The 21,434-nt window shown below is 37.2% G+C and carries 22 protein-coding genes; 11 read left to right on the forward strand and 11 right to left on the reverse strand.

Going from position 1 to position 21,434, the window contains the following annotated elements; all coding sequences use genetic code 11:
* Positions 1-41 precede the first annotated feature (41 nt).
* Positions 42-707 carry a YdeI/OmpD-associated family protein gene (locus G521_RS0108105; RefSeq protein ID WP_026898091.1) on the reverse strand — a complete coding sequence of 222 codons (666 nt, stop codon included), beginning with the start codon at positions 705-707 and terminating at the stop codon, positions 42-44.
* Positions 708-711: 4 nt separating this feature from the next.
* Complete coding sequence (locus G521_RS0108110; RefSeq protein ID WP_026898092.1) at positions 712-1,248, reverse strand: RNA methyltransferase; 537 nt, start codon at positions 1,246-1,248, stop codon at positions 712-714.
* A gap of 126 nt (positions 1,249-1,374) precedes the next feature.
* Between G521_RS0108110 and G521_RS0108115 the strand changes: the two genes are divergently transcribed.
* On the forward strand, positions 1,375-2,421 hold the full coding sequence (locus G521_RS0108115; RefSeq protein WP_051189607.1) for an aldose epimerase family protein: 1,047 nt from the start codon (positions 1,375-1,377) through the stop codon (positions 2,419-2,421).
* A 22-nt stretch (positions 2,422-2,443) separates the two neighbouring features.
* Here the strand turns inward: G521_RS0108115 and G521_RS0108120 are convergent, their stop codons facing one another.
* From G521_RS0108120 to G521_RS0108130, 3 genes are all read right to left on the reverse strand, one after another.
* On the reverse strand, positions 2,444-3,664 hold the full coding sequence (locus G521_RS0108120) for an MFS transporter (protein WP_026898094.1): 1,221 nt from the start codon (positions 3,662-3,664) through the stop codon (positions 2,444-2,446).
* A gap of 87 nt (positions 3,665-3,751) precedes the next feature.
* Positions 3,752-5,419, reverse strand: a complete 1,668-nt coding sequence (locus tag G521_RS0108125) for a M56 family metallopeptidase (RefSeq protein ID WP_026898095.1) — start codon at positions 5,417-5,419, stop codon at positions 3,752-3,754.
* Positions 5,420-5,797 (reverse strand): BlaI/MecI/CopY family transcriptional regulator, encoded by a 378-nt coding sequence (locus G521_RS0108130; protein WP_036678744.1) that lies wholly within the window; start codon positions 5,795-5,797, stop codon positions 5,420-5,422.
* A gap of 220 nt (positions 5,798-6,017) precedes the next feature.
* Between G521_RS0108130 and mutS the strand changes: the two genes are divergently transcribed.
* A complete protein-coding gene (gene mutS, locus G521_RS0108135; protein WP_185095047.1) occupies positions 6,018-8,594 on the forward strand; it encodes a DNA mismatch repair protein MutS in 2,577 nt (858 codons plus the stop codon).
* 7 nt (positions 8,595-8,601) lie between these two features.
* Here the strand turns inward: mutS and G521_RS0108140 are convergent, their stop codons facing one another.
* Together G521_RS0108140 and G521_RS0108150 are read right to left on the reverse strand one after the other, a co-directional pair.
* Entirely contained in the window at positions 8,602-9,018 is a 417-nt protein-coding gene (locus tag G521_RS0108140; RefSeq protein ID WP_026898098.1) for a DsrE family protein, read from the reverse strand.
* 147 nt (positions 9,019-9,165) lie between these two features.
* Complete coding sequence (locus tag G521_RS0108150) at positions 9,166-10,833, reverse strand: protein kinase family protein (RefSeq protein ID WP_026898099.1); 1,668 nt, start codon at positions 10,831-10,833, stop codon at positions 9,166-9,168.
* A gap of 341 nt (positions 10,834-11,174) precedes the next feature.
* Here G521_RS0108150 and G521_RS16775 point away from each other — a divergent pair, with 341 nt between their 5' ends.
* Positions 11,175-12,053, forward strand: a complete 879-nt coding sequence (locus G521_RS16775) for an alkaline phosphatase family protein (RefSeq protein ID WP_081675037.1) — start codon at positions 11,175-11,177, stop codon at positions 12,051-12,053.
* A gap of 54 nt (positions 12,054-12,107) precedes the next feature.
* On the opposite strand, the gene G521_RS0108160 is transcribed toward G521_RS16775, so the two are convergent.
* The gene (locus tag G521_RS0108160) at positions 12,108-12,332 is read right to left on the reverse strand and encodes a CDGSH iron-sulfur domain-containing protein (protein WP_026898100.1); all 225 of its coding nucleotides are present in this window, start codon (positions 12,330-12,332) and stop codon (positions 12,108-12,110) included.
* Between the two features lie 139 nt (positions 12,333-12,471).
* Here G521_RS0108160 and G521_RS0108165 point away from each other — a divergent pair, with 139 nt between their 5' ends.
* From G521_RS0108165 to G521_RS0108185, 5 genes are read left to right on the forward strand one after another with little or no spacing between them, the layout of a single operon-like run.
* A complete protein-coding gene (locus G521_RS0108165) occupies positions 12,472-13,011 on the forward strand; it encodes a C40 family peptidase (protein ID WP_026898101.1) in 540 nt (179 codons plus the stop codon).
* Between the two features lie 36 nt (positions 13,012-13,047).
* Positions 13,048-13,530: a TlpA family protein disulfide reductase gene (locus tag G521_RS0108170; protein WP_026898102.1), complete on the forward strand. Its 483-nt coding sequence runs from the start codon at positions 13,048-13,050 to the stop codon at positions 13,528-13,530.
* 6 nt (positions 13,531-13,536) lie between these two features.
* Positions 13,537-14,148, forward strand: a complete 612-nt coding sequence (locus G521_RS0108175) for a thioredoxin family protein (RefSeq protein ID WP_026898103.1) — start codon at positions 13,537-13,539, stop codon at positions 14,146-14,148.
* Between the two features lie 45 nt (positions 14,149-14,193).
* Positions 14,194-14,316 (forward strand): hypothetical protein, encoded by a 123-nt coding sequence (locus G521_RS18420; RefSeq protein WP_262496278.1) that lies wholly within the window; start codon positions 14,194-14,196, stop codon positions 14,314-14,316.
* Positions 14,317-14,320: 4 nt separating this feature from the next.
* Positions 14,321-15,280, forward strand: a complete 960-nt coding sequence (locus tag G521_RS0108185) for a 3'-5' exonuclease (RefSeq protein ID WP_026898104.1) — start codon at positions 14,321-14,323, stop codon at positions 15,278-15,280.
* Between the two features lie 48 nt (positions 15,281-15,328).
* On the opposite strand, the gene G521_RS0108190 is transcribed toward G521_RS0108185, so the two are convergent.
* Positions 15,329-15,718, reverse strand: a complete 390-nt coding sequence (locus G521_RS0108190; protein WP_026898105.1) for a hypothetical protein — start codon at positions 15,716-15,718, stop codon at positions 15,329-15,331.
* Between the two features lie 363 nt (positions 15,719-16,081).
* On the opposite strand from G521_RS0108190, the gene G521_RS0108200 reads away from it, so the two are divergent.
* Together G521_RS0108200 and G521_RS0108205 are read left to right on the forward strand one after the other, a co-directional pair.
* Positions 16,082-17,083 carry a hypothetical protein gene (locus G521_RS0108200; RefSeq protein ID WP_026898107.1) on the forward strand — a complete coding sequence of 334 codons (1,002 nt, stop codon included), beginning with the start codon at positions 16,082-16,084 and terminating at the stop codon, positions 17,081-17,083.
* Between the two features lie 120 nt (positions 17,084-17,203).
* Positions 17,204-17,614: a cupin domain-containing protein gene (locus G521_RS0108205; protein ID WP_026898108.1), complete on the forward strand. Its 411-nt coding sequence runs from the start codon at positions 17,204-17,206 to the stop codon at positions 17,612-17,614.
* Between the two features lie 58 nt (positions 17,615-17,672).
* On the opposite strand, the gene queG is transcribed toward G521_RS0108205, so the two are convergent.
* Positions 17,673-18,608, reverse strand: coding sequence for a tRNA epoxyqueuosine(34) reductase QueG (gene queG / locus G521_RS0108210; RefSeq protein WP_026898109.1), 936 nt, complete (start codon positions 18,606-18,608; stop codon positions 17,673-17,675).
* 181 nt (positions 18,609-18,789) lie between these two features.
* Here queG and purL point away from each other — a divergent pair, with 181 nt between their 5' ends.
* Positions 18,790-21,012, forward strand: a complete 2,223-nt coding sequence (purL, locus tag G521_RS0108215) for a phosphoribosylformylglycinamidine synthase subunit PurL (protein WP_026898110.1) — start codon at positions 18,790-18,792, stop codon at positions 21,010-21,012.
* 66 nt (positions 21,013-21,078) lie between these two features.
* Here the strand turns inward: purL and G521_RS0108220 are convergent, their stop codons facing one another.
* Positions 21,079-21,411 (reverse strand): CHY zinc finger protein, encoded by a 333-nt coding sequence (locus G521_RS0108220; RefSeq protein WP_036678751.1) that lies wholly within the window; start codon positions 21,409-21,411, stop codon positions 21,079-21,081.
* Positions 21,412-21,434 lie beyond the last annotated feature (23 nt).

A 21,434-nucleotide genomic window follows, 5' to 3' on the forward strand; every position in this document is an offset into this window, starting at 1 on the left:
TGAAATTATATGGAGTTGTTACAATGCCGGTATGTAAGCATTCATTTTTCAGAAGGGTTTTTCTTTCCTGCCAGTAGTTTTTCTACCATTTTTTGTATGCGCTGCGTTTTTGTTTTTTCCTGTCTGGCCGTTAAAACCCAGCTTACATATTCCTTTTTATTGGTATAAGATAAGGTCTCAAAAAAGTGTTTTGCCTTAGGCTGAGCCTTTAAAACTGATTCTAAAAAAGGAGGTAAATTAATCAGGCGGTTTTTTACATCAATGAATTGCCCGAGTGGATTATTTTCAATTTCGGAATTACATAATTCGGATTTTTTTACCTGTGCAGATGGCCTGAAACGAAGTGCTGTCCAGCTTTCATTCACCGATACCGCGGCAACACCTCTTAAGCCATATTTTTTAGTTTCTTCCCAGGATTTCATCATTTCAAGATCTGATAAAATCCCCGAACTTTTTTTGGGATACGTAATCCAAAAAAGTGTATCAGGCCGTAAATATTCCTCAATCCAAATTAAATCGCGTTGCAATTCATGCTGGTTTAATACAAAAAGCTGTATTACATCATATTGATTTTCTGCTTCTTTAAAAATTTTCGCTTCTTTCGGAATAGGATTTAACAGCACTTCATAATCTGCAGGAGCATTCACCAGCAAAATCTGATGCCCGGGTTTGATCCCTAATTTTTTTGTCAGCTTGCTTTCCTCCATTTTACTAGGATTTTAAGGTGAGTTTACTGAAAAAATCCCAGAGAACGATTCCGGCAGAAACTACAATGTTGAATGAATGCTTCGTGCCAAACTGTGGAATTTCTATGCAGTTATCAATCAGTTTCATGGCTTCTTCACTTACACCATTCACCTCATTGCCAAATATAAGGGCGAACTTTTGGTCGGGAGAGGGGCTAAATGTATGCAGCATTTCACTATTGAATGCCTGTTCTATAGCAATAATTTGATAACCCTTAGTTTTAAGATTTGATATAGCTTCTGTAATGTCTTCAACATAGGACCAGTCAATGGAACTGGTAGCGCCTAAAGCAGTTTTTTCTATTTCACGATGCGGTGGCCGGGCTGTAATTCCGCATAGAATTATCTGCTCGACAGCAAAACCATCAGAAGTGCGGAATATTGAACCCACATTATGCATGCTTCGAACGCTGTCTAGTATCACCGTAACGGGTAATTTTTTTTGTTGTTTAAATTCTTCGACGGATGCCCTGTTTAAATCATCGAGTTTTAGCTTAATCATTCGGCAAATTAAAGGATTTTTAAACGATTGCTTTGTAAATGTAATTTCAGTTGCGGCTAAATAAATAATTCATGCTAAGAATTTATAAATTTCAGGTATTTTCAAATTCTTATTAAAAGAATTAAGGTGAAAGCAGAGCGCTCGTTAACAAACATCAATCATAAAATTAAAGAGATTTATTCCTTTATATTAGAAAATGACCATGGAATGCAGGTTGTTTTAAGCAATTATGGCGGACTTATTCAGAAAATTTCTGTTCCGGATTCTTCCGGAATTCCAACTGATGTTGTACTGGGTTTTGATGATTTGAAGAGTTATTTATCTGAAGAATATTTAAAAAGCTATCCATATTTTGGAGTTATTATTGGTCGCTACGCAAACCGGATATTGAATTCTGCTTTCAGGCTTGGAGATAAGAACGTGAAAGTTTCCAAAAACGATGGAGAAAATCAGCTTCATGGCGGATTAGAAGGATTTGATAAAAAAGTATGGGATGTTTTTGAACTTGGTACTGAACCCAATCCGCATTTAGTATTGAGTTATTTGAGTAAGGATGGTGAAGAGGGTTTTCCCGGAAATCTGGAAGTTAAAATTAGTTTTACCCTCACAAATGATCAGGAATTAATAGTTGAAATTTCGGCTATTACAGACCAGTCAACAGCGGTAAACATGACTCACCACGGATATTTTAATCTAAACGGAGATGCCCGCTCCATTGAAGATCACATTATAAAAATTCCGGCCAAACATATTTTGGCTCAGGATGAAAACTATGTTCCCAACGGTAAATTAATTCCGGTGCTTCATACAGCTCATGATTTTACTTCAGAAAAAGCGGTTAATCAGGATTGGAATCCAGAGGAAGGATATGACCAGGCTTTCGTTCTGGACAAGAAAGAAGGCGTAATGAGCCTATCAGCTTCCGCATACTCAAAGAAAACCGGAATTAAAATGGAGGTTTTTTCAAATCAGCCTGTTGTTCAGTTTTATACCTCGAAGCATTTGAATGTGGAAAATGGAAAGAAAGGCCAGTCTTACAAACCATTTTCAGGCTTTTGTTTTGAAACGCAGGTTCACCCGAATGCTATAAATATTCCATCATTTCCCAACACCATTTTAAATCCGGGAGAAGTTTACGACAATACAACTACTTTTAAATTTTCAAAAGCCTGAAAGTGTTGAATATGCTTGAGTTTTATGCTTTCTGCGCCGGTGCTTTCTGCTCAAATTTATGTATGCTGTAAAAACCTGCCGAAGCAATTAAGCAAATGAAAACTATAAGCCACCAAAGCGAGGAATAACCTCCGTACCGAATCATGATAGCCCCGTAAACCGGGGCCAGAATTTGTGCTGCAGACCAAGCAATAGTAAACAAGGCAGCATATTCCCCACGGTTATTTTCTGCAGATCTGTTGATCCAGAAGGTGTTCATAAAGGGCATCGCGAACATTTCTCCCAGCGTAATTAAAATCATAGACAAAACCGCCACCCAAATAGCAGCCGGGAATACATTAAAGAGCAGATAGGCAATTCCAACTAATAATACGCCTAAGCTGATAAAGTACATAGGTGGCCTGCTTCCATCAATTTTATTTATGAGTACCATTTCTGTTAGCACGATGATCATTCCGTTCATAGCCATCAGCAAGCCGATAAATTGCTCATCAAAATGCCATACAGTTTTAAAAAATACAGGCTGCATGGTAAAAAATTGGAAAAAACACGATGCAAAAAGTGCAGTCAGAATGATAAAAACAAGGTAAAGTTTATCCTGATAAGGAGATTTTGTAATCTCACCCTGTACTTTTTTGGCTGATTTTTTCAGACTATCACCGGCTGGTAATAATTTTAAAAGGAGAAATGCTGCCAGGATATTTGTACATCCATCCACATAAAATAGCAATTTGTAATTGTGGGAAGCAATAAAACCCCCCAGAGCTCCGCCAAAAGACCATCCCAGGTTAATAGCCAGTCGATTTAGGGAATAGGAGCGGGTACGGTTTTTTTCAGTGCTGTAAAATGCAACCGCCGTAGAATTAGCCGGCCGAAAAGCGTCATTACACATGCTGAGAATAAATGTGCCGATGGCTAATGAACCAAAAGTCTCCAAAAAACTTAAGGCCAGAAACATAAATCCACCCGAAAAAAGAGCGCCCACCTGCAAGTAATGAAAACCAATCCGGTCTGTAATTTTTCCGCCTATAAATGCGCCTGCAATAGATCCGGCACCGAATAAAGCCATAATAAATCCGGCTTGCACAATAGTAAAATTTAATTTCTGCGTACAATAGATGGTCATAAAGGGCAAAACCATTGTCCCGCTTCTGTTAATGAACATTACCAGCGACAAATACCAGCTTTCTTTAGACAGCCCGCTATAGGCATTTTTATAGGAATGAATGGCCTTTGCGAACATTCGTAAAGATAAAAAAGGCCCTGATTTTTTCAGGGCCTCAGGATATGAAAATATCTGGTATTTAAAATTTTCCCGGATATATCTAAATTATTCTAATTCTTTCTTTTTCCCGGAGTTATTAAATTCCTTTTTTAAGTTTTCAGCTTCGGTTTTCAATTCTTCCATTTGTTTTTTCCACTCCGGACTATCGAACTGCTTTTTCATCTTTTCAGTATCGATTTTCATTTGTTCCATCTGTTTTTTCCACTCCGGACTATCGAACTGTTTTTTCATTTTTTCAGCATCAATTTTCATCTGTTCCATCTGTTTTTTCCACTCCGGACTATCGAACTGTTTTTTCATTTTTTCAGCGTCAATTTTCATCTGTTCCATCTGTTTTTTCCACTCCGGACTTTCGAACTGCTTTTTCATCTTTTCAGTTTCGATTTTCATCTGCTCCATCTGTTTCTTCCACTCCGGACTATCGAACTGCTTCTTCATCTTTTCAGTTTCGATTTTCATCTGCTCCATTTGCTTTTTCCATTCGGGATTGTCGAAATTCTTATCACCCGGAATGGTATCAATTGCTTCCGGTGGATATATATTTACCGATGAAGGCATAGCCGGAGGTGCCGTTAGAATAGGGTGATGCGGCGCATTCATAATTTCATTTACAGGAGGAACAGGTGGGGCAGGAGCCTCAAGTTTTAGAGCAGTAAGTGCCGGTGGAGCAGGCGGTAAAGGTATTTTGTCTGTTTGTTTATTCTCTATTTTTGTTTTAACTGTATCAGTTGGGAGTGCCCATGCTAATGAAAGACTGATACCCAGAATACTGATTAGTGTCAGCAGCTGTAGTTTGGGATTATTGTTTAATGGTTTCATAATTGTGATTCTTTTTATACGATTTAAAAGTGGATATTTTCCGGATCCGGAGGCTGAATGAGCCAGTTGCAGCTGACTGTATTTATTTTCTTCAAGAAGTACCAGAGCGCTGGCGTACAGATTAGCATTGCTGCTGTATTTCACAGCCAGATCATCGCAGCAAAATTCCCTCACAATTCTTATTTCTTTGGAGATCAACCAAACGGAAGGATTGAAAAACAAGACGATTTCCATTATGCGCTGAAAAATATTCCATACATAGTCGTTCCTTTTAATATGAGCCAGTTCATGCAAAAGTATTGCTTCAACCTGCTCTGTATTCAGTTTGTTGATCATCGCCAACGGAAATAGAATAATGGGTTTTATAAAGCCCGCAGTTAGCGGGACCAAGATTTTATTGCTGAAATAAAGAGATACATTATTGCTTATTTTTAAACGCGAACTTAATTTTTCCAAGCGTTGATCCCAGTGGACATTTAAATCTGATTTCTGCTGGTTTTTAATTGCTTTAATTTTAAAAAGTCCTGAAATCAAAATTAGCGACTGAATGCAAACTCCTGTTAAATATATTCCAGCAATCCAGCCTGAATTTATTTTAAGCCAATTTAAAATAGTTGTTTCTGATGCCGAATACCTTACATCAGTCGGTCCCGTAAATATTTGAAGATGTTCAGTTCTGAAATTAGCAGCTGAATATATTTGAAAAACAGCCATCAGAAAACTGATAAAAATCAATGACAATGATCCATAAAATAGTCGGTACCGTATAAATGCAGGAATTCCCGGCGCAGCTTTAGTAATAATTTTTAGAAGCAGGAGATTTAAAAATCCCTGTCCCAATGATAAAATCATTGCCTGGCTGATAGCATAAAATAGAATCTGAGAATTCATCATTTATTGATTTTCTAATTGATCCAAATATTTTTTGATCATATTAATTTCCTCTTTGGACGATTTTTTACTGCTTAAAGCCTGCATTACCAATTGTGCCGAAGAACCGTTGAATACCGTATCAATCATCGTTTGCACTATTCCCTGGCTGGTGTTTTCTCTGGATACCAATGATTTATATATATGAGTACGGTTATTGGTATCCCGTTCTACCAAACCTTTTTCAGACATAATCTGCATTAATTTTAAAGTTGTGGTGTAGCCTACCTCAACTTCACGGTCTTTTGAAAGCTCTTCATTCACTTCCCTTACGGTACAATCTCCCTTTTTCCACAAAATTTGCAGTATTTCGAGTTCGCTATTGGTAGGTTTAATATTCATATAATTGTAAGTACGAATTATTTCGTATACAATTATACGAATAGTTTCGTAGTATAAAAATTATTTTACATTTTTTAACATTTATGCTTTCCGGATGGATTTATAATGGAATTTCAGGAAGCATTTTTCCACACCTGTAGCAAAAAACTTTCAATCGATTAACTTTACCCGAATCAATAAATGAATTTTGGCAAAGAGCGATCAGAAAGAAACACCCCTAATGCAACAGTATAATACTATAAAGGCCAAATATCCTGGTGCTTTATTGTTATTTCGTGTGGGAGATTTTTACGAGACATTTGGTACAGACGCTGTAAAGGCCGCCGGAATATTGGGTATCGTGCTAACAAAGAGAGGCAGTAATAACGGTGCTCCAATTGAATTGGCAGGTTTCCCGCATCATTCATTAGAAACTTATCTGCCAAAACTCGTTCGTGCGGGTCAGCGGGTAGCCATCTGCGATCAGCTTGAAGATCCGAAAACCACCAAAACTATTGTAAAGCGGGGTGTTACCGAATTAATAACGCCCGGTGTTTCTTACAGCGATAACATTCTTCAACAGAAAACGAATAACTATCTCGCATCTGTTTATTTCGATAAAAATACGATGGGGATCTCTTTTTTAGATATTTCTACAGGTGAATTTTTGGTGGCACAGGGTAATGCGGATTATCTGGATAAACTTTTGCAGAGCTTTAAGCCCAGCGAAGTGATATTTCAGAAAAGCCGGCGCCGTGATTTTATAGAGCTTTTTGGCGATAGATATTATACCTACGAACTGGATGAATGGATTTTTAGCGGAGATTATGCACAGGAAACAATCCTAAAGCATTTTGATGTAAAATCGTTGAAAGGGTTTGGTATTGACCGTTTAAATCTGGCGGTAATCGCGGCGGGTGTGGCTTTGCACTATTTAAACGAAACTGAACACCGCAATCTGCAGCACATTTCCTCCATATCCAGAATTGAGGAAGATCGCTTTATGTGGCTCGACCGCTTTACCATCAGAAACCTGGAATTGATTGGCTCGGCCAATGAAAACGGAGTTTCTCTGGTTGATGTTTTGGATCAAACCTGTTCTCCGATGGGAGCGAGGCTGATTCGCAGATGGATTATAATGCCTTTAAAGGAGAAAAAGCCAATTTCCGAACGTTTAGACGTGGTTGAATTCTTAATCAATAATGAACCTATCCGCGAAAGCCTGATTCATGAGATTAAGCAAATCGGCGATTTGGAAAGATTAATATCTAAAATCGGACTTTTAAAAGCCAATCCAAGGGAAGTGGTTCAATTAAAGAGAGCCTTGCATGCTGCTTCGGCCATTAAAGCAATTTGCGAAAAAACGGATAATCAATCTCTCAATTTAATTGCCGAACAGATTAATCACTGTCTGATTATTCGTGATAAGATTGAAAAATATCTTCAGCCTGATCCGCCTGTTTTAATTATTAAAGGAGGAGTAATTGCTGAAGGGATTGATGATGAGCTGGACAGATTACGTAAAATAGCCTTTGGCGGAAAAGGTTATTTGCTGGAAATGCAAAAACGTGAGGCGGAGCTAACCGGCATACCATCTCTTAAAATTGCATTTAACAATGTGTTTGGCTATTATCTGGAAGTAACTCATACTCATAAAGATAAAGTTCCTGCAGACTGGCTTCGCAAGCAAACACTGGTAAATGCCGAGCGGTACATTACACCCGAACTAAAGGAATATGAAGAACAAATTTTAGGTGCAGAAGAAAAGATACTCACACTTGAAACCCGTTTATACAATGAACTTGTTTTTGCGTTAAGCGAGTTTATAAAACCCATTCAGCTGAATGCTCAAATGGTTGCAAAGCTCGATGTATTACTCAATTTCGCCACGCTGGCTATTAAAAATTATTACGTTAAGCCTCAGATTAATGAAGGCAGCATTATTGATATTAAGGGTGGCCGGCATCCGGTAATTGAAAAAACCTTACCGCAAGGCGAAGAATATATTTGCAATGATGTTTTTCTGGATAGCGAAAGTCAGCAGATTATTATAATAACGGGACCGAATATGGCCGGTAAATCAGCCTTACTTCGTCAGACCGGTTTAATTGTGCTTATGGCTCAAATGGGATGTTTTGTTCCCGCAAAAGAAGCCACTATTGGCCTGGTTGATAAAATTTTTACCCGTGTTGGCGCTTCAGATAATCTTACTTCAGGAGAATCAACCTTTATGGTGGAGATGAATGAAACCGCCAGTATTTTAAATAATCTTTCGGATAAAAGCTTAATCCTGATGGATGAAATTGGCAGGGGAACCAGTACATACGATGGTATCTCTATTGCCTGGTCTATTGCAGAATACCTTCATAATCATCCTTCCGCGAAAGCGAAAACCTTATTTGCTACGCATTATCATGAATTAAATGAACTGACCAACTCATTTAGCCGGATCAAAAATTTTAATGTTTCTGTTAAGGAAGTTGGTAACAGGGTGATATTTCTGAGAAAACTGGTTCCCGGAGGAAGCGAACATAGCTTTGGAATTCATGTAGCAAAAATGGCCGGGATGCCCGCTAAACTGGTTGGCAGAGCTAATGAAATTTTAAAACGTCTGGAACAGGAACGAACCGGCGGTGAAAATATAAAAGACAGTATTAAAAAAGTTCAGGCTCAGGCATATCAACTGCAGATGTTTTCTATTGACGATCCTGTTCTGGTAAAAATACGCGACATGCTGAATAACTTGGATGTAAATACATTAACCCCGGTAGAAGCTTTAATGAAACTGGACGAAATTCAGCGGATCTTAAAAAATTAAAAAAGTGTTACTGTGTGGCTTTAATGTAACCCCATCCTTCTTTTTGTTTGCTGATGATTTCATAAATACCATCCGGTACAATTTGAACGCCGGACAATAACTGAGTTTCTTCAACATTTTGATTTTTCATTGCTACAGCGCAAACCTTGAATTTAATATTGGGGTTTTTGGATAATTCTGCAACGTCGGCAGCAACTGTAGACCGTTGTTTCGTAATCATGTCTAAGGATTTCCCATAAAAGACTACTTCCATCTGTGCTTTGGGATCTGATTTTGAAATTCCTTTAAGCCAGCGAATAATCATTTGATGAGCGCTTGAATCTTTACTCGTGAGATCAAATACTACTTTATAGTCAACTGTTTGCGAAAAGCCGCCGGAAATTCCCAACAATAGGATGCTGATTAATACTATTAACTTTTTCATTATCTTAAATTTTGCTTACTATAAGTTACCAATTTTAAAATTGTTTGACAATAAAATGGTATTTATTGTATTAATAATCAGTTGTTTAGGAAGTACCCTTTTGTTGGAGATAAAAATTCTGGAGGAAGATTATTAATACCAATGTTCTTAATATGCAACTCTTAAATCCTGTTTACGAAGCCATCCTTTGGTCACTTCTCCCTCAGTGTTGAAAAAAACTACATAAATAAATCCGTTCGTATCCTGGGAGGCGATCAGATTAGAACTTCCGGTATCTGCCGATAAATATAACGGCCTTCTGGTACGAACATCAGGCTCATCATAAAAATAAGCCTTAGGAACCACGACCGTATATTTATTGCTTGGTTGAATCTCCTCTTTTTTAGGCTCAGAGATAGTCTCCTTTACAGTGGGTTTAACAGCGGATTTTGATTTGTACTGCCTTTTAACCGGGGATTCTTTTTTTGTTTGGGAGGTTTTAGTTGCAGGTTCATCAACCGGCTTTTCTGTTTCCTTAGGTTTTTCGTCTTCGTATTTTTTAATAATACTATCAATTCCCTCATTGAGAGTCCTGTTAACCGAATCTGCAAATGCATCCGGGTCTAATTGACTCGTAGCTGCTGATGCTCTGTAATTTGACTTTGATAGCGAATCTTCATCAGTATATGTTGCTATAGAACCTCTGTTTTCCTTTTCAGTAAAAAATAAAGAGTACACCGCCACACTTGCTAAAAGAAGAAACAGCAATAAGAGTGAAAAAATAACGGGCGGAGATAGTACGACTTGTTTCTTTTTGGAGAATTCAGCGCTTTGATATTTATACACATTTAACTGGCCTTCTTTCTGGGTTATTATCGCTTTTAATTTTGAAATTTCTTTTTCCTTTTCATCAAGTGCGATTTGTGTCGGTATAACAGCGGTGTTGCTGTATTGACTATTTTCACCTGCAACAACAGAAGCAGCAACCGGAATATCTATCGTATGATATTTCTTTAAATAGTGCAGCATTTCGGTACCGCTTTTAAATCCGCTGCCTTTTGTAATTTGAAGACAAGCCGCAGTAAAATCAAAAAGCCATTCGGGGATGTTCATTTCCTGCTTCTTCTGATCATCACTCCAATTCATCGGAAACTTTTCTTTTCTGGACAGTAGAATTAAGCTGCCCAAAGCATCGGAACTTTTTACAAGTTTTAAATCTTCGGGTAAAATGTTGTTTCCGGTCAGTAATTGATAGATCATCAGGCCCGCATCAAAAACATCTTTCTGAGCAGATATACCATTTTCTGATAAATGAGAATTATTCTCTGCGGATATCAGGCTTAAACCAAGTCCTTCAAGGATATAATTTTTAGAAATTAAATGATGCCTGATATTAGAAAGAATAACCTGCCCGTGTACAATATTCTTATCGTGTAAATGAGCCAGCGCACTCGATAACTGACCGGCAATTCTTAAAACCTGATCGATTGTTAAAACAGGATCGTAGGGTTGAGTTGTTAATTCCTGGAGATTTAATCCATCAAGGGGCTCAATTTCAATAAAAGGATGTGAATCTTTTTCAGTGATCCCAACAGAAAGTATGGTTTCTATATTAGGATTAGGGTCATTAAGCAGTTTTATAAATTTATCTGACTCTACTTTATAATGGGAATAACCGGGATCATCGATTGATGCAGTATTGAGTTTAATGGGAAAAACCCTGTATAAAGTTTCTTTCTCAACAGAACGTTTGTTCCTGAAAATAGATCCGCCCGGGTCTATAGTGTAAGAATCTGAATTTTCTAAACTATCAATTGAATGTATCTGCTTGCTCATTTTAGTATAAATGCTTTTAAATTTTAAAGCACAGTTAGTTTAATTTATCAGTCCTTGTTTAAGGTCGGACCTAAAATGAAACGAAAGAGTAGTAATATAAATTATTGGTAAAAACCTTATTGACAATATAATAAGTATATAATTTATAAATGCTTTAAATCTGACCGGAGGATCAGTTGCGTGTCGGTCATTAACAATCACTAACATTCATATTTTATTATGGTTTTTTATTTTATTCGGCAAGCAATTTTGGGTAAATTGAAAGGTGCAAAATAAGATTACTTCAATTGTTATCATACTGTATTAGACCTGCATAAAATGCATATAAGAATGTTTTTGATATGAGAAATCAATTAATACTTTGCATGATTTTACTGATTTCATTTATCTCATGCAATAAAGATGAAGGGAATAGGATCAGCAATGAAGAATTTTCTGAAGGCAAAAACTTGGCTGATACTATACCATCACCTGATCATATCATTTTCGTCTGGTTTGAAAATAAAGCTTACTCAGAAATAGTGGGTTCTAACAGCGCACCGTTTATAAATTCGCTGATAAAGGAAGGAACTTTATTTACAAATTCACATGCTCTGGGCAATCCTTCTTATCCTGAATATATACGGTGGTTTGCAGGGACAAGAAATGGCAAATTGGATGATAAATGTATTTCAGGTCAGCCTTTTTCAATTCCGAATTTGTTTACCAGATTAGCAGAACAAAAAAAATCATTCGCCTGGTATAGCGAAGATCTTCCGGAAACAGGCTCAGAAATCTGCTCATACGGAGCTTATCGCGAAAAGCATAATCCAACAACCATTTTTTCCAATGTTCCTTCTTCTGCTAATAAAAGGTTAATTGATTTTCCGAAAGATTACAATAAGCTTGAAAATGTTATTTGTATTAGTCCGAACATGAATAATGATATGCATGATGGAAGTGTACGGCAAGGGGATGAGTGGTTAAAGAAAAATTTCTCAGATCTGATTAATTGGTGCAAAACCAATAACTCAGTTTTTGTGATTTATTTTGATGAATCAAGCCAAAAAATAGAGAGCCGGATTCCTGTCATTGCAATTGGAGAAGAAGTGAAAGTAAATTACAAAAGCAATATATACTACGATCATTACAACTGGACAAAAACAGTTTTGAATATGAACGGAGCAAATCCGATGGCAGGTGCAATTTCCAGAAGTTCAATTGCAGATTGCTGGAAGTAAGCGGATAAATCTAAAAAAGCAGAAGCGTGTTTGCCTCTGCTATCGTAAAAAATACTACTGTTTTTTTGGAGGAAGGGCAAAAGCAACTGCTTCATGCTCAAAATGACCTTTGTGAGATCCATCGCAAAATGGTTTGTTTTGAGACAATCCGCAACGGCAAATTGAAACCAGTTCTCTTCCGGCCAGGTCATATGCGTTTCCGTTCTTATCTACTATTTCGAAATCCCCCTCTACACGCAGAGATCCGTTGCTGTTAACTGTAAGTTTTGTTTTAGACATTTTAATTTTATTAATCGGCAAAAATAATAAAAATAGGTTTAGAACGGTTCTGATTAAAATTACCTGAACGTTTATTTTATTGTTGATTTGTGGGAAACCTGATTTGTATTCCACTGCATTATCCGCGACCTTGGACATTATGACTCAAACTCAGAAATTATTTCTTTTCTTATTACTGATTTTTACAGGATTCACCTCCTGTAAAAGCAAAAAGATTATTTCAGATTCATCTACTTTTAAAAATAAAAATCTATCCGGCAGTTTAATTCAGCGTTATGCCCTTGTTTTAAATGTGGATGAAAAGGATATCAAAAACGAAAAGCTTTACAAATTTATTGATAACTGGATGGGTGTTCCTCATCAACTGGCGGGCTCAAGCAAACAGGGAATAGATTGTTCGGGATTTACCGGCTTGTTAAGTAAAGAAATTTTTAATTTCAGTCTGCCCAGAACGGCAAGGGATATGGCTGATCAGGTAAAAAGAAAATATCAGAAAGATCTTAAGGAAGGGGATCTGGTTTTTTTTGATTTTGAAGGACAAAAATTTAGTCACGTAGGAGTTTATCTCCGGAATAATAAATTTGTTCATGTTTCAACCAGTAAAGGTGTAATTATAAGCGATCTCAAAGATCCCTGGTACTATAAGTATTTTTCAAGAGCCGGAAGTTTTATCCGTTAAGTTTCAGCTTCTTAATTTTACATATAAATTTATATCATGAAATTTTTCATACTGACGTGTCTTTTAATAACATCTGTATCAGCAATTAGCAATGCACAAAAAGTGAATTTCCTTACAGTAGAACAGCTTGAAAGCCGTTTTAACAAGGGAAATGATACTGTTTATGTGGTTAATTTTTGGGCAACCTGGTGCGCTCCATGCATTGCAGAAATACCAAATTTTGAAAAGTTGCAGTCAACTTATCAGAATCAGCCTTTAAAAGTTTTAATGGTGAGTGTTGATTTTAAATCGAAGCTTGAAAATGCAGTAAAACCTTTTGTAAGAAAGAGAAATTTGCAAAATGAGATTTTTTTATTGAATGAAAAAAGTCAGCAGGAGTATATTGATAAAATAAGTAAAAATTGGTCTGGTGCCTTGCCGGCAACTTTAATAGTTAATCGCAATAAAAACATCCGTAGACTTTATGAGAAGGAATTTACCTATGCTGAACTGAATCAGGTTTATCAGGAATTAAAATAAATAGTTATGAAAAAATTACTCACTTTATGTTTTCTGGCATTTGGATTAATTGCCAGGGCGCAAACCTCAGGCTATGCTGTGGGCGATATTGTAAGCGATTTCAGTCTTAGAAATATAGATTCAAAAATGATATCTATGGCCGATTATAAAGAAGCAAAAGGGTTTATTGTGGTATTTACATGCAACACATGTCCGTATTCCAATGCATATGAAGATCGTATAAATGAACTGAATAAAAACTATCAAGCAAAAGGATATCCGGTTATAGCCATCAATCCCAATGACCCTGTTAGTCAGCCGGGTGATAGTTTTGATAAAATGAGGGCAAGGGCAAAATCAAAAAACTATAGCTTTCCATATCTGGCAGATCCGGACCATAAGGTAACCCGTAATTTTGGCGCTTCACGTACACCTCATGTATTTGTGCTGCAAAAAACATCGAAGGGAAACATAGTTCGATATATTGGCGCTATTGATAATGATACGGAGAATACCAGTTCAAACAAATCTGAATATGTTCAAAATGCAGTCGATGCTTTACTGGCAGGCAATAAACCTGGATTGTCTTTTACAAAAGCAGTAGGATGTACCATTAAGTGGAAAAAAACTCAGGGCTAAACTATAATTCGTAATTTTGGCCGTTCAGTGAAAATCTGAACCCTCATGGCAAAAACTAAAACAGATTACAATTTCTGGACAAAATACAAACGTTTTGCTTCTACAGAAGTCTTGATGTACCTGATCATGGTCATTGGAATTCTGCTGGGCATTCTCATTTTTAGCTAATTATATGAAATTAAACCTTAAACGTCCTCTCGCTTTTTTTGATCTTGAAACAACCGGCGTTAATGTGGCTTTGGATCGCATTGTAGAAATATCTATTTTAAAAGCACTGCCGGATGGCACCGAAGATGTTAAAACGATGCGAATAAACCCCGGAATGCCTATTCCGATTGAATCATCAATGGTTCACGGAATTTATGATGAGCATATAAAGGATGCCGCAACATTTAAAGAAGTAGCCGAAGAGTTAGCCCGTTTTCTGGATAATTGCGACTTAGCGGGATATAATTCAAATAAATTTGATATCCCGGTTTTGATGGAAGAGTTCTTAAGAGCAAGGGTAGATTTCGATTTAGATAACCGCCATTTTGTAGACGTTCAGAATATTTTTCACCAAATGGAACAGCGAACTTTAAAAGCGGCTTATCAATTTTATTGCGGTAAAAGTATTGAAAATGCGCACTCCGCTGAAGCAGATATTAAAGCAACGTATGAAGTGTTGCTGGCTCAGCTGGATAAATACGATGGTGTTGAGTTTGAAGATAAAAAGGGGAATAAATCTGTTCCTGTTAAAAACGATATTGAATCGCTTCATTCATTTACCAATATGAACAAGCCTGTTGATTTTGCAGGACGTATGGTTTATAATGAAGATGGGGTAGAGGTTATTAATTTTGGAAAACATAAAGGGAAATGTGTGGAGGATATTTTTCAATCTGAGCCAAGTTATTATTCATGGATGCAGAAGGGAGATTTTCCACTATATACCAAAAGATGCCTTGAAAAAATATGGGTCCGCTGGAATGGTAAAAAAGAAGCTTTAAGAATTGAGCGTCAAACAAAAATTTCGCTGGAAACTCCGGTTAAGGAAACCCCGCAAACTGCACCAGCCACACAGCCAAAAGAACCTGCCAAGCCGATCAATAACGATATGCTTGAACAGTTAAAAATGAAATTTAGTAAATAATTAACATAAGCCTCCCCAAAAAAGGGAGGCTTAATTTTTAACAGGATTTCAAATAAATATTAGCATCAGGATCAGGAAAATGGCAATAAGTATAAATGCTTTTATAAAAATTGCCTTCTTTTTAGAATAGTCAAGCTGTTGAAACAGACATTCATGGCGGGTGTGTACACTATCATGATGATTGTCAAAAACGATTTTTTGCGGGTGATCTATTAAGTAATAATAATACTGATCCTTTTTGTCTCCGGAAACAGAACTATTATTACTTGATTTTTCGTGGCTACTGATCTTAATTTCATCGTTTGGGTCAGAGTTTGTTCTGTCAACACCGATTGTTATTCTTATGCTGAGAGAAGCTTCGCAAATACGGGTTCCACAAAGGGAAGTGATTATAGTGAAGTAAATTGCCAAAGGTGTTAATTTAAATAGCGCTTTCATGACTTTGCGTTTTTGAATTGCTATGTAAAGATTGGCCTAAAACATCCCTTTTTAAAATTGCTCTATGCCAGCCTGTTTTCAAGGATTGCATTATTTGCCGTAATACATCGCACAAAACATTTCCCAAAATAGCTTTAATCAAAATTTCATTACGTCATTGTGGAGATGGTAGAAATTTGCAGATATTAAGTTTAAAAAATCCGGTTTATTGCAATTTTTACTAAATAAATTTATATCTAAAGAGGAAAGGAATTGCCGGATAACTGTGCCCCTGAAAATTTTTATTAATGACGATTTAATCGTATTTTCATAAGCCATAACTCCTTCACTTACGGTTGATTAAGCAGAAAGTAAAATTCTCTTATGGAGGCTCAACAGATTCAGAGTTTATTCTTTCAAAAGATAAAAGAAAAGCTTCCTCCGCATTTTTCGATGGTAGATGAGATTGCCTCATTACTTCAATTAAGCAATGATAGTGCGTACCGTCGTATTCGCTGTGAGAAACAGTTATCCTTTGAAGAGATTCAAAAACTCTGTTCTCACTATAAAATTTCTATGGATCAGCTGTTGCATTTGCAAACTGACACTTTTCTTTTTAACGGAAAAATCACTAACAAATCTGACTTTACTTACGAGAACTGGCTGGAGACTATAATTCTTCACCTGGAAACTATTGCCAAGGTGAAGCCTAACCATATGTATTATATAGCTAAAGAAATACCTTTCTTTTACTATTTTCTTATTCCTGAAATTGCTGCTTTCAAATCTTTTTTCTTTATGAAATCTATTCTGGATTATGAAGATTGGAAGCATGCTAAATTTTCGGTTAATGATGATTACAGCCATATTCATGAATTAGGTAAACGTATCAGCGATCTGTTTGCATCTATCCCAAGTACCGAAATTTGGAGCATTGAAAATATCACAAGCACTTTACATCAAATAGAATTTTATCGGGAAACTGGAGCGTTAAAAAGTGATGACGACGCAATTGCTCTGTTCGATCATTTTGAAGAGCTGGCCAATCATCTTGAAAGACAAGCAGAGTGTGGATTTAAATTAAAAGCAGGTCAGCAAACTGCATCTGCCGGACCGGCTTATAAAATGTTTATTAATGAATTAATAATGGGAGACAATATGCAGCTTATTCAGGTTGGAAATACCCGGATAACCTATATTAATCATAGCATCATAAATTTTATTACTACCTATGACCACGCTTTTAATGAGTATATGATGCAAACGTTTGAGAATATGGCGCATAAATCTACTCCGATAAGTGAAGTAAATCAACGTGATCGTTTGATGTTTTTTAATCGTTTAAGAGCAAAAATTGCTGCTGCCAGAAAAAGTGCTGTCCATTAAAATCGACCCTTTGAACAATTTTATTCTGTCAATTCTTTAAAATTCATCCTGTTATTTTCATTCTCCGGGGAAGTTAAATATTCTATAAATCAATTATAAAATCTAAAAAGGAGGTTAATTATGAAGCGTTTAAAAAACCAATTAATGGCTTTGGGGATCATCCTGGTCATTACTCTTGGCTCTTCCGCATGGTGCTATGCACAAGATGTTGTAAAAATTATGCCTGCAATGCATAAATTATTGCTGGAAACGGAAGATGTTAAAGTTTATGAGGCAACGTATAAGCCGGGCGAAAAGGCCGCTATGCATTCTCATCCCAAGCATATTATTTACCTGCTTTCTGGCGGTAAAATGACCATGATCGGTACAGATGGAAAGCGGGAAGAACTTGCTATGGAGGCAGGAGTTGTGAGGGAAAATCCGGCTGTTACTCATGCTACTGAGAATACAGGTGATACCGAAGTGAAAGTTTTGGTAATCGAGTTGAAAAATGGCATGGATCATAAAATGATGCCCAAAAAGCAAAATTGATTCTTGAGTTTTTACAATAAAACCTGTCTGATGTGAATATTTGACAGGTTTTATTTTTTTAAGTAGGCTTTATAAATTCTATATTTCGCTTAAGTCCGCTGAATTTAGTCCGTTTAACTGCAGAATTTTTAAATAGTTTATTAAAAACATCTGCTGTGATTTCTTCCCAATCCTGCTTTTTCATCTCCAGTAATTGCCCGCTTGGTTGAAAGGCAGGTTCTTGATTCACTACTGAGAATGAATTCCAGGGACAAACATCCTGGCAAATATCACAGCCAAACATCCAGTTATCTGTTTTTCCTTTAAATTCTGAGGGCAATTCGTTTTTTAATTCGATGGTTAAATACGAAATACAACGACTCCCGTCTACAATGTAAGGCTCCACAATTGCATCAGTTGGGCAGGCGTCAATACATCGGGTACAGGTTCCGCAATAATCTTTTGCCATGGGTAAATCGAAATTCAGTTCCAGATCAACAATTAACTCAGCCAAAAAGAAAAATGATCCACTTTGTTTGTTCAGGAGATTCGCATTTTTCCCGATCCAGCCAAATCCAGCCTGCTTAGCCCAGGCCTTATCTAAAACCGGTGCCGAATCTACAAAAGCCCGTCCATCCACTTCTCCAATATTTTGCCTGATGAATTCCATCAGCAATTTGAGTTTATCTTTAATTACGAAATGATAGTCCATTCCGTAAGCATATTTGCTTATTCGTGGTGCTTCCGTATCAGCTTGCTGCTGATCACTGTAATAATTAAGAGCCAGAGAAATTACAGATTGCGCACCATCAACCAGTTTACGGGGATCCAGACGCTTGTCGAAATGATTCTCCATATAACTCATCTCGCCCTGGTAATTTTTATTGAGCCAGTTTTCAAGCCTGGGAGCTTCTTCTTCAAGAAATCCAGCTTTAGATATTCCGCAAAACATAAACCCAAGTTTTTGCGCTTCACTTTTGATTAATTGGCTATATGCTGAGCTGCCGGATTTCATAAGGTTCAAAGATAATAATAGAAGTATTGCTGACTGAGATTTAACATAAAATATTGATTTCTTTACAACAAGTACACTCCGCTATCAAACCTTAATCAGGTTTAGAGCAGGTATTCTAATACTTCTTATTCATTTATGAATAATTTCCTACTTTTGTGCTTCTTTTAAAAACCCCTGAACATTGGAAAATTTGCAACTAACTACACTCGAAACTGCTAAAGATCTCGGACTTCTTCCTGAAGAATTTGAACGTATCAAAGAAATTTTAGGCAGAACGCCAAATTTTACAGAACTCTCTGTTTTTTCAGTGATGTGGAGTGAGCATTGTTCTTACAAAAATTCAATCAATTGGTTGAAAACTTTGCCTAAAGACGGGCCGCGTATGCTGGCCAAGGCAGGTGAAGAAAATGCAGGAATGGTAGATCTTGGTGATGATATAGCCTGTGTTTTTAAAATAGAATCCCATAATCATCCTTCAGCATTAGAACCTTACCAGGGAGCAGCCACTGGGGTGGGAGGAATTAACCGCGATATTTTTACCATGGGAGCCCGTCCAATTGCTCAGCTGAATTCTCTTCGTTTTGGCGATCTAACCCTTGACAGAACCAAGTGGCTGGTAAAAGGGGTGGTGAAAGGAATTGGTGATTACGGCAATGCATTTGGTATTCCAACTGTTGGCGGTGAATTGTTTTTTGATGAATGTTATAATATAAATCCCCTGGTTAATGCCATGTCGGCAGGGATTGTTAAAGTTGGGGAAACCGTTTCTGCAACGTCATATGGTGTTGGCAACCCGGTTTACATTGTGGGCTCAGCAACTGGTAAAGACGGAATTCACGGAGCTGCTTTTGCTTCAAAAAATATAACGGAAGATTCTGTGAATGATCTTCCATCAGTTCAGGTAGGAGATCCTTTTCAGGAAAAACTTTTACTTGAAGCTACTTTGGAGGTCATAAAAACAGGTGCTGTAATTGGTATGCAGGATATGGGTGCTGCCGGTATCATATGCTCTAATTCTGAAATGAGCGCAAAGGGCGAACATGGAATGCGCATTGATCTTAACAAAGTTCCTGTGCGTCAGGAAAACATGAAACCTTTCGAAATTCTATTATCAGAATCTCAGGAACGCATGCTGATTGTGGTCGAAAAAGGACGCGAAGCAGAGGTTGAAGCGGTTTTTGATAAGTGGGATTTGAATTGTGCTATTATCGGGGAAGTGACCGATACCAAACGTCTTCAATATTTTATGGATGGCGAACTGGTTGCAGATGTTCCTGCAGATGACTTGGTTTTAGGCGGCGGAGCCCCGGTCTATACCAGGGAATACCGTGAACCGGCATACTACAAAGAGAATTTAAAGTTTAATATAAATGATGTTAAAGAACCGGCTGATCTAAAAGAAGTTGCCGCTCATTTAATTTCACATCCAAATATCGCATCTAAAAGATGGGTTTCCAATCAATATGATTCGATGGTTGGAACAGCAACCATGACGACCAATAAACCAAGTGATGCTGCTGTGGTTAGTATTAAAGGAACTAACAAAGCAATTGCACTTACAGTAGACTGTAATTCAAGATATGTATATGCCGATCCGGAAAAGGGATGTGCTATCGCGGTAGCAGAAGCAGCACGTAACATAACTTGTGCCGGCGGTGAGCCTGTGGCTATCACCAATTGTTTGAATTTCGGAAATCCGTATGTGCCCGAAGTTTACTGGCAGTTTGTGGGTTCTATTAAAGGGATGAGCGCTGCCTGTCTCAAATTTGAAACTCCGGTAACCGGCGGAAATGTAAGTTTTTATAACCAGTCTTCTGATGAAGGTCCGGTATTCCCGACACCAACAATTGGAATGCTGGGAGTTTTAGATAATATAGATACATTCATGACTTCCGATTTTAAATCTGAGAGTGATTTGATATATCTTATTGGAGAAAGTGTAAATGACATTTCATCATCACAATATCTGGCATCTTTTCATAATATAACTTCCTGTCCTGCTCCTTATTTCGATCTGGAAAAGGAATATGCCATGCATCAGGTGGTAAAAGAATTAATTAAGCAGAAAGTTGTTGTATCGGTTCATGATGTTTCTGATGGTGGTTTATATATCACCTTGCTGGAATCATCAATGCCTGAGGGACTTGGCTTTACAATTGAAACTGATTCGGATCTTCGTAAGGATGCATTTCTTTTCGGCGAAGCTCAGGGTAGGGTTGTGGTTTCGGTTAAACCCGAAAATCAGGAAGCCTTTATTGAACTGATGGCAACTTCAGAAATTGATTTTAGTTTGCTTGGAAAGGTTACTTCCGGCGAATTAATTGTAGATGCTGAGGATTTTGGTTCTGTTTCGGCATCCAGGGAAGTATATGATAATGTGCTGCATGGTATTTTAGGGGAATAAATTTCGCCCTTTAGCAGATCAATTAAAGGCTGACAAAGCGAAAACTTTGTCAGCCTTTATTATTATTTAGTCTTGGAAGTATAAATGATTGTGGTTTTTACATCCCGGATTAAAAGATGAGCCGCAAGCCGGACAATTATAATTACTTTCCATATATTGATGTATGCTTAATTCGGTTTTGCATATTCCACAAAGAACAGCTTTAGCAGACCACTCTTCTTTATTCCAGGTTTGAGAAACATGTGTCGCTTCCTCTTCATGGCATTTGAAACAGGGATAGTAGGTATCGCAGCATTTAAATTTTATAGCTATAATATCCAACCCTGAATGATAATGAACGCATCGGGTTTGATCATCCATAGTATTGCCTTTAACGATTACTGCGGTTTCTGTTTTCATAAATGTAAAGATAGCACCGGGCT

Source organism: Daejeonella oryzae DSM 19973, from assembly GCF_000422945.1.
GTDB classification, from domain to species: Bacteria; Bacteroidota; Bacteroidia; order Sphingobacteriales; family Sphingobacteriaceae; genus Daejeonella; species Daejeonella oryzae.

Coding starts and splice junctions, on each gene's coding strand:
- G521_RS0108105 (WP_026898091.1), bottom strand. CDS start 707: ATGGAGGAAAGCAAGCTGACAAAAAAATTAGGGATCAAACCCGGGCAT.
- G521_RS0108110 (WP_026898092.1), bottom strand. CDS start 1,248: ATGATTAAGCTAAAACTCGATGATTTAAACAGGGCATCCGTCGAAGAA.
- G521_RS0108120 (WP_026898094.1), bottom strand. CDS start 3,664: ATGTTCGCAAAGGCCATTCATTCCTATAAAAATGCCTATAGCGGGCTG.
- G521_RS0108125 (WP_026898095.1), bottom strand. CDS start 5,419: ATGATGAATTCTCAGATTCTATTTTATGCTATCAGCCAGGCAATGATT.
- G521_RS0108130 (WP_036678744.1), bottom strand. CDS start 5,797: ATGAATATTAAACCTACCAATAGCGAACTCGAAATACTGCAAATTTTG.
- mutS (WP_185095047.1), top strand. CDS start 6,018: ATGCAACAGTATAATACTATAAAGGCCAAATATCCTGGTGCTTTATTG.
- G521_RS0108140 (WP_026898098.1), bottom strand. CDS start 9,018: ATGAAAAAGTTAATAGTATTAATCAGCATCCTATTGTTGGGAATTTCC.
- G521_RS0108150 (WP_026898099.1), bottom strand. CDS start 10,833: ATGAGCAAGCAGATACATTCAATTGATAGTTTAGAAAATTCAGATTCT.
- G521_RS16775 (WP_081675037.1), top strand. CDS start 11,175: ATGAGAAATCAATTAATACTTTGCATGATTTTACTGATTTCATTTATC.
- G521_RS0108160 (WP_026898100.1), bottom strand. CDS start 12,332: ATGTCTAAAACAAAACTTACAGTTAACAGCAACGGATCTCTGCGTGTA.
- G521_RS0108165 (WP_026898101.1), top strand. CDS start 12,472: ATGACTCAAACTCAGAAATTATTTCTTTTCTTATTACTGATTTTTACA.
- G521_RS0108170 (WP_026898102.1), top strand. CDS start 13,048: ATGAAATTTTTCATACTGACGTGTCTTTTAATAACATCTGTATCAGCA.
- G521_RS0108175 (WP_026898103.1), top strand. CDS start 13,537: ATGAAAAAATTACTCACTTTATGTTTTCTGGCATTTGGATTAATTGCC.
- G521_RS18420 (WP_262496278.1), top strand. CDS start 14,194: ATGGCAAAAACTAAAACAGATTACAATTTCTGGACAAAATACAAACGT.
- G521_RS0108185 (WP_026898104.1), top strand. CDS start 14,321: ATGAAATTAAACCTTAAACGTCCTCTCGCTTTTTTTGATCTTGAAACA.
- G521_RS0108190 (WP_026898105.1), bottom strand. CDS start 15,718: ATGAAAGCGCTATTTAAATTAACACCTTTGGCAATTTACTTCACTATA.
- G521_RS0108200 (WP_026898107.1), top strand. CDS start 16,082: ATGGAGGCTCAACAGATTCAGAGTTTATTCTTTCAAAAGATAAAAGAA.
- G521_RS0108205 (WP_026898108.1), top strand. CDS start 17,204: ATGAAGCGTTTAAAAAACCAATTAATGGCTTTGGGGATCATCCTGGTC.
- queG (WP_026898109.1), bottom strand. CDS start 18,608: ATGAAATCCGGCAGCTCAGCATATAGCCAATTAATCAAAAGTGAAGCG.
- G521_RS0108220 (WP_036678751.1), bottom strand. CDS start 21,411: ATGAAAACAGAAACCGCAGTAATCGTTAAAGGCAATACTATGGATGAT.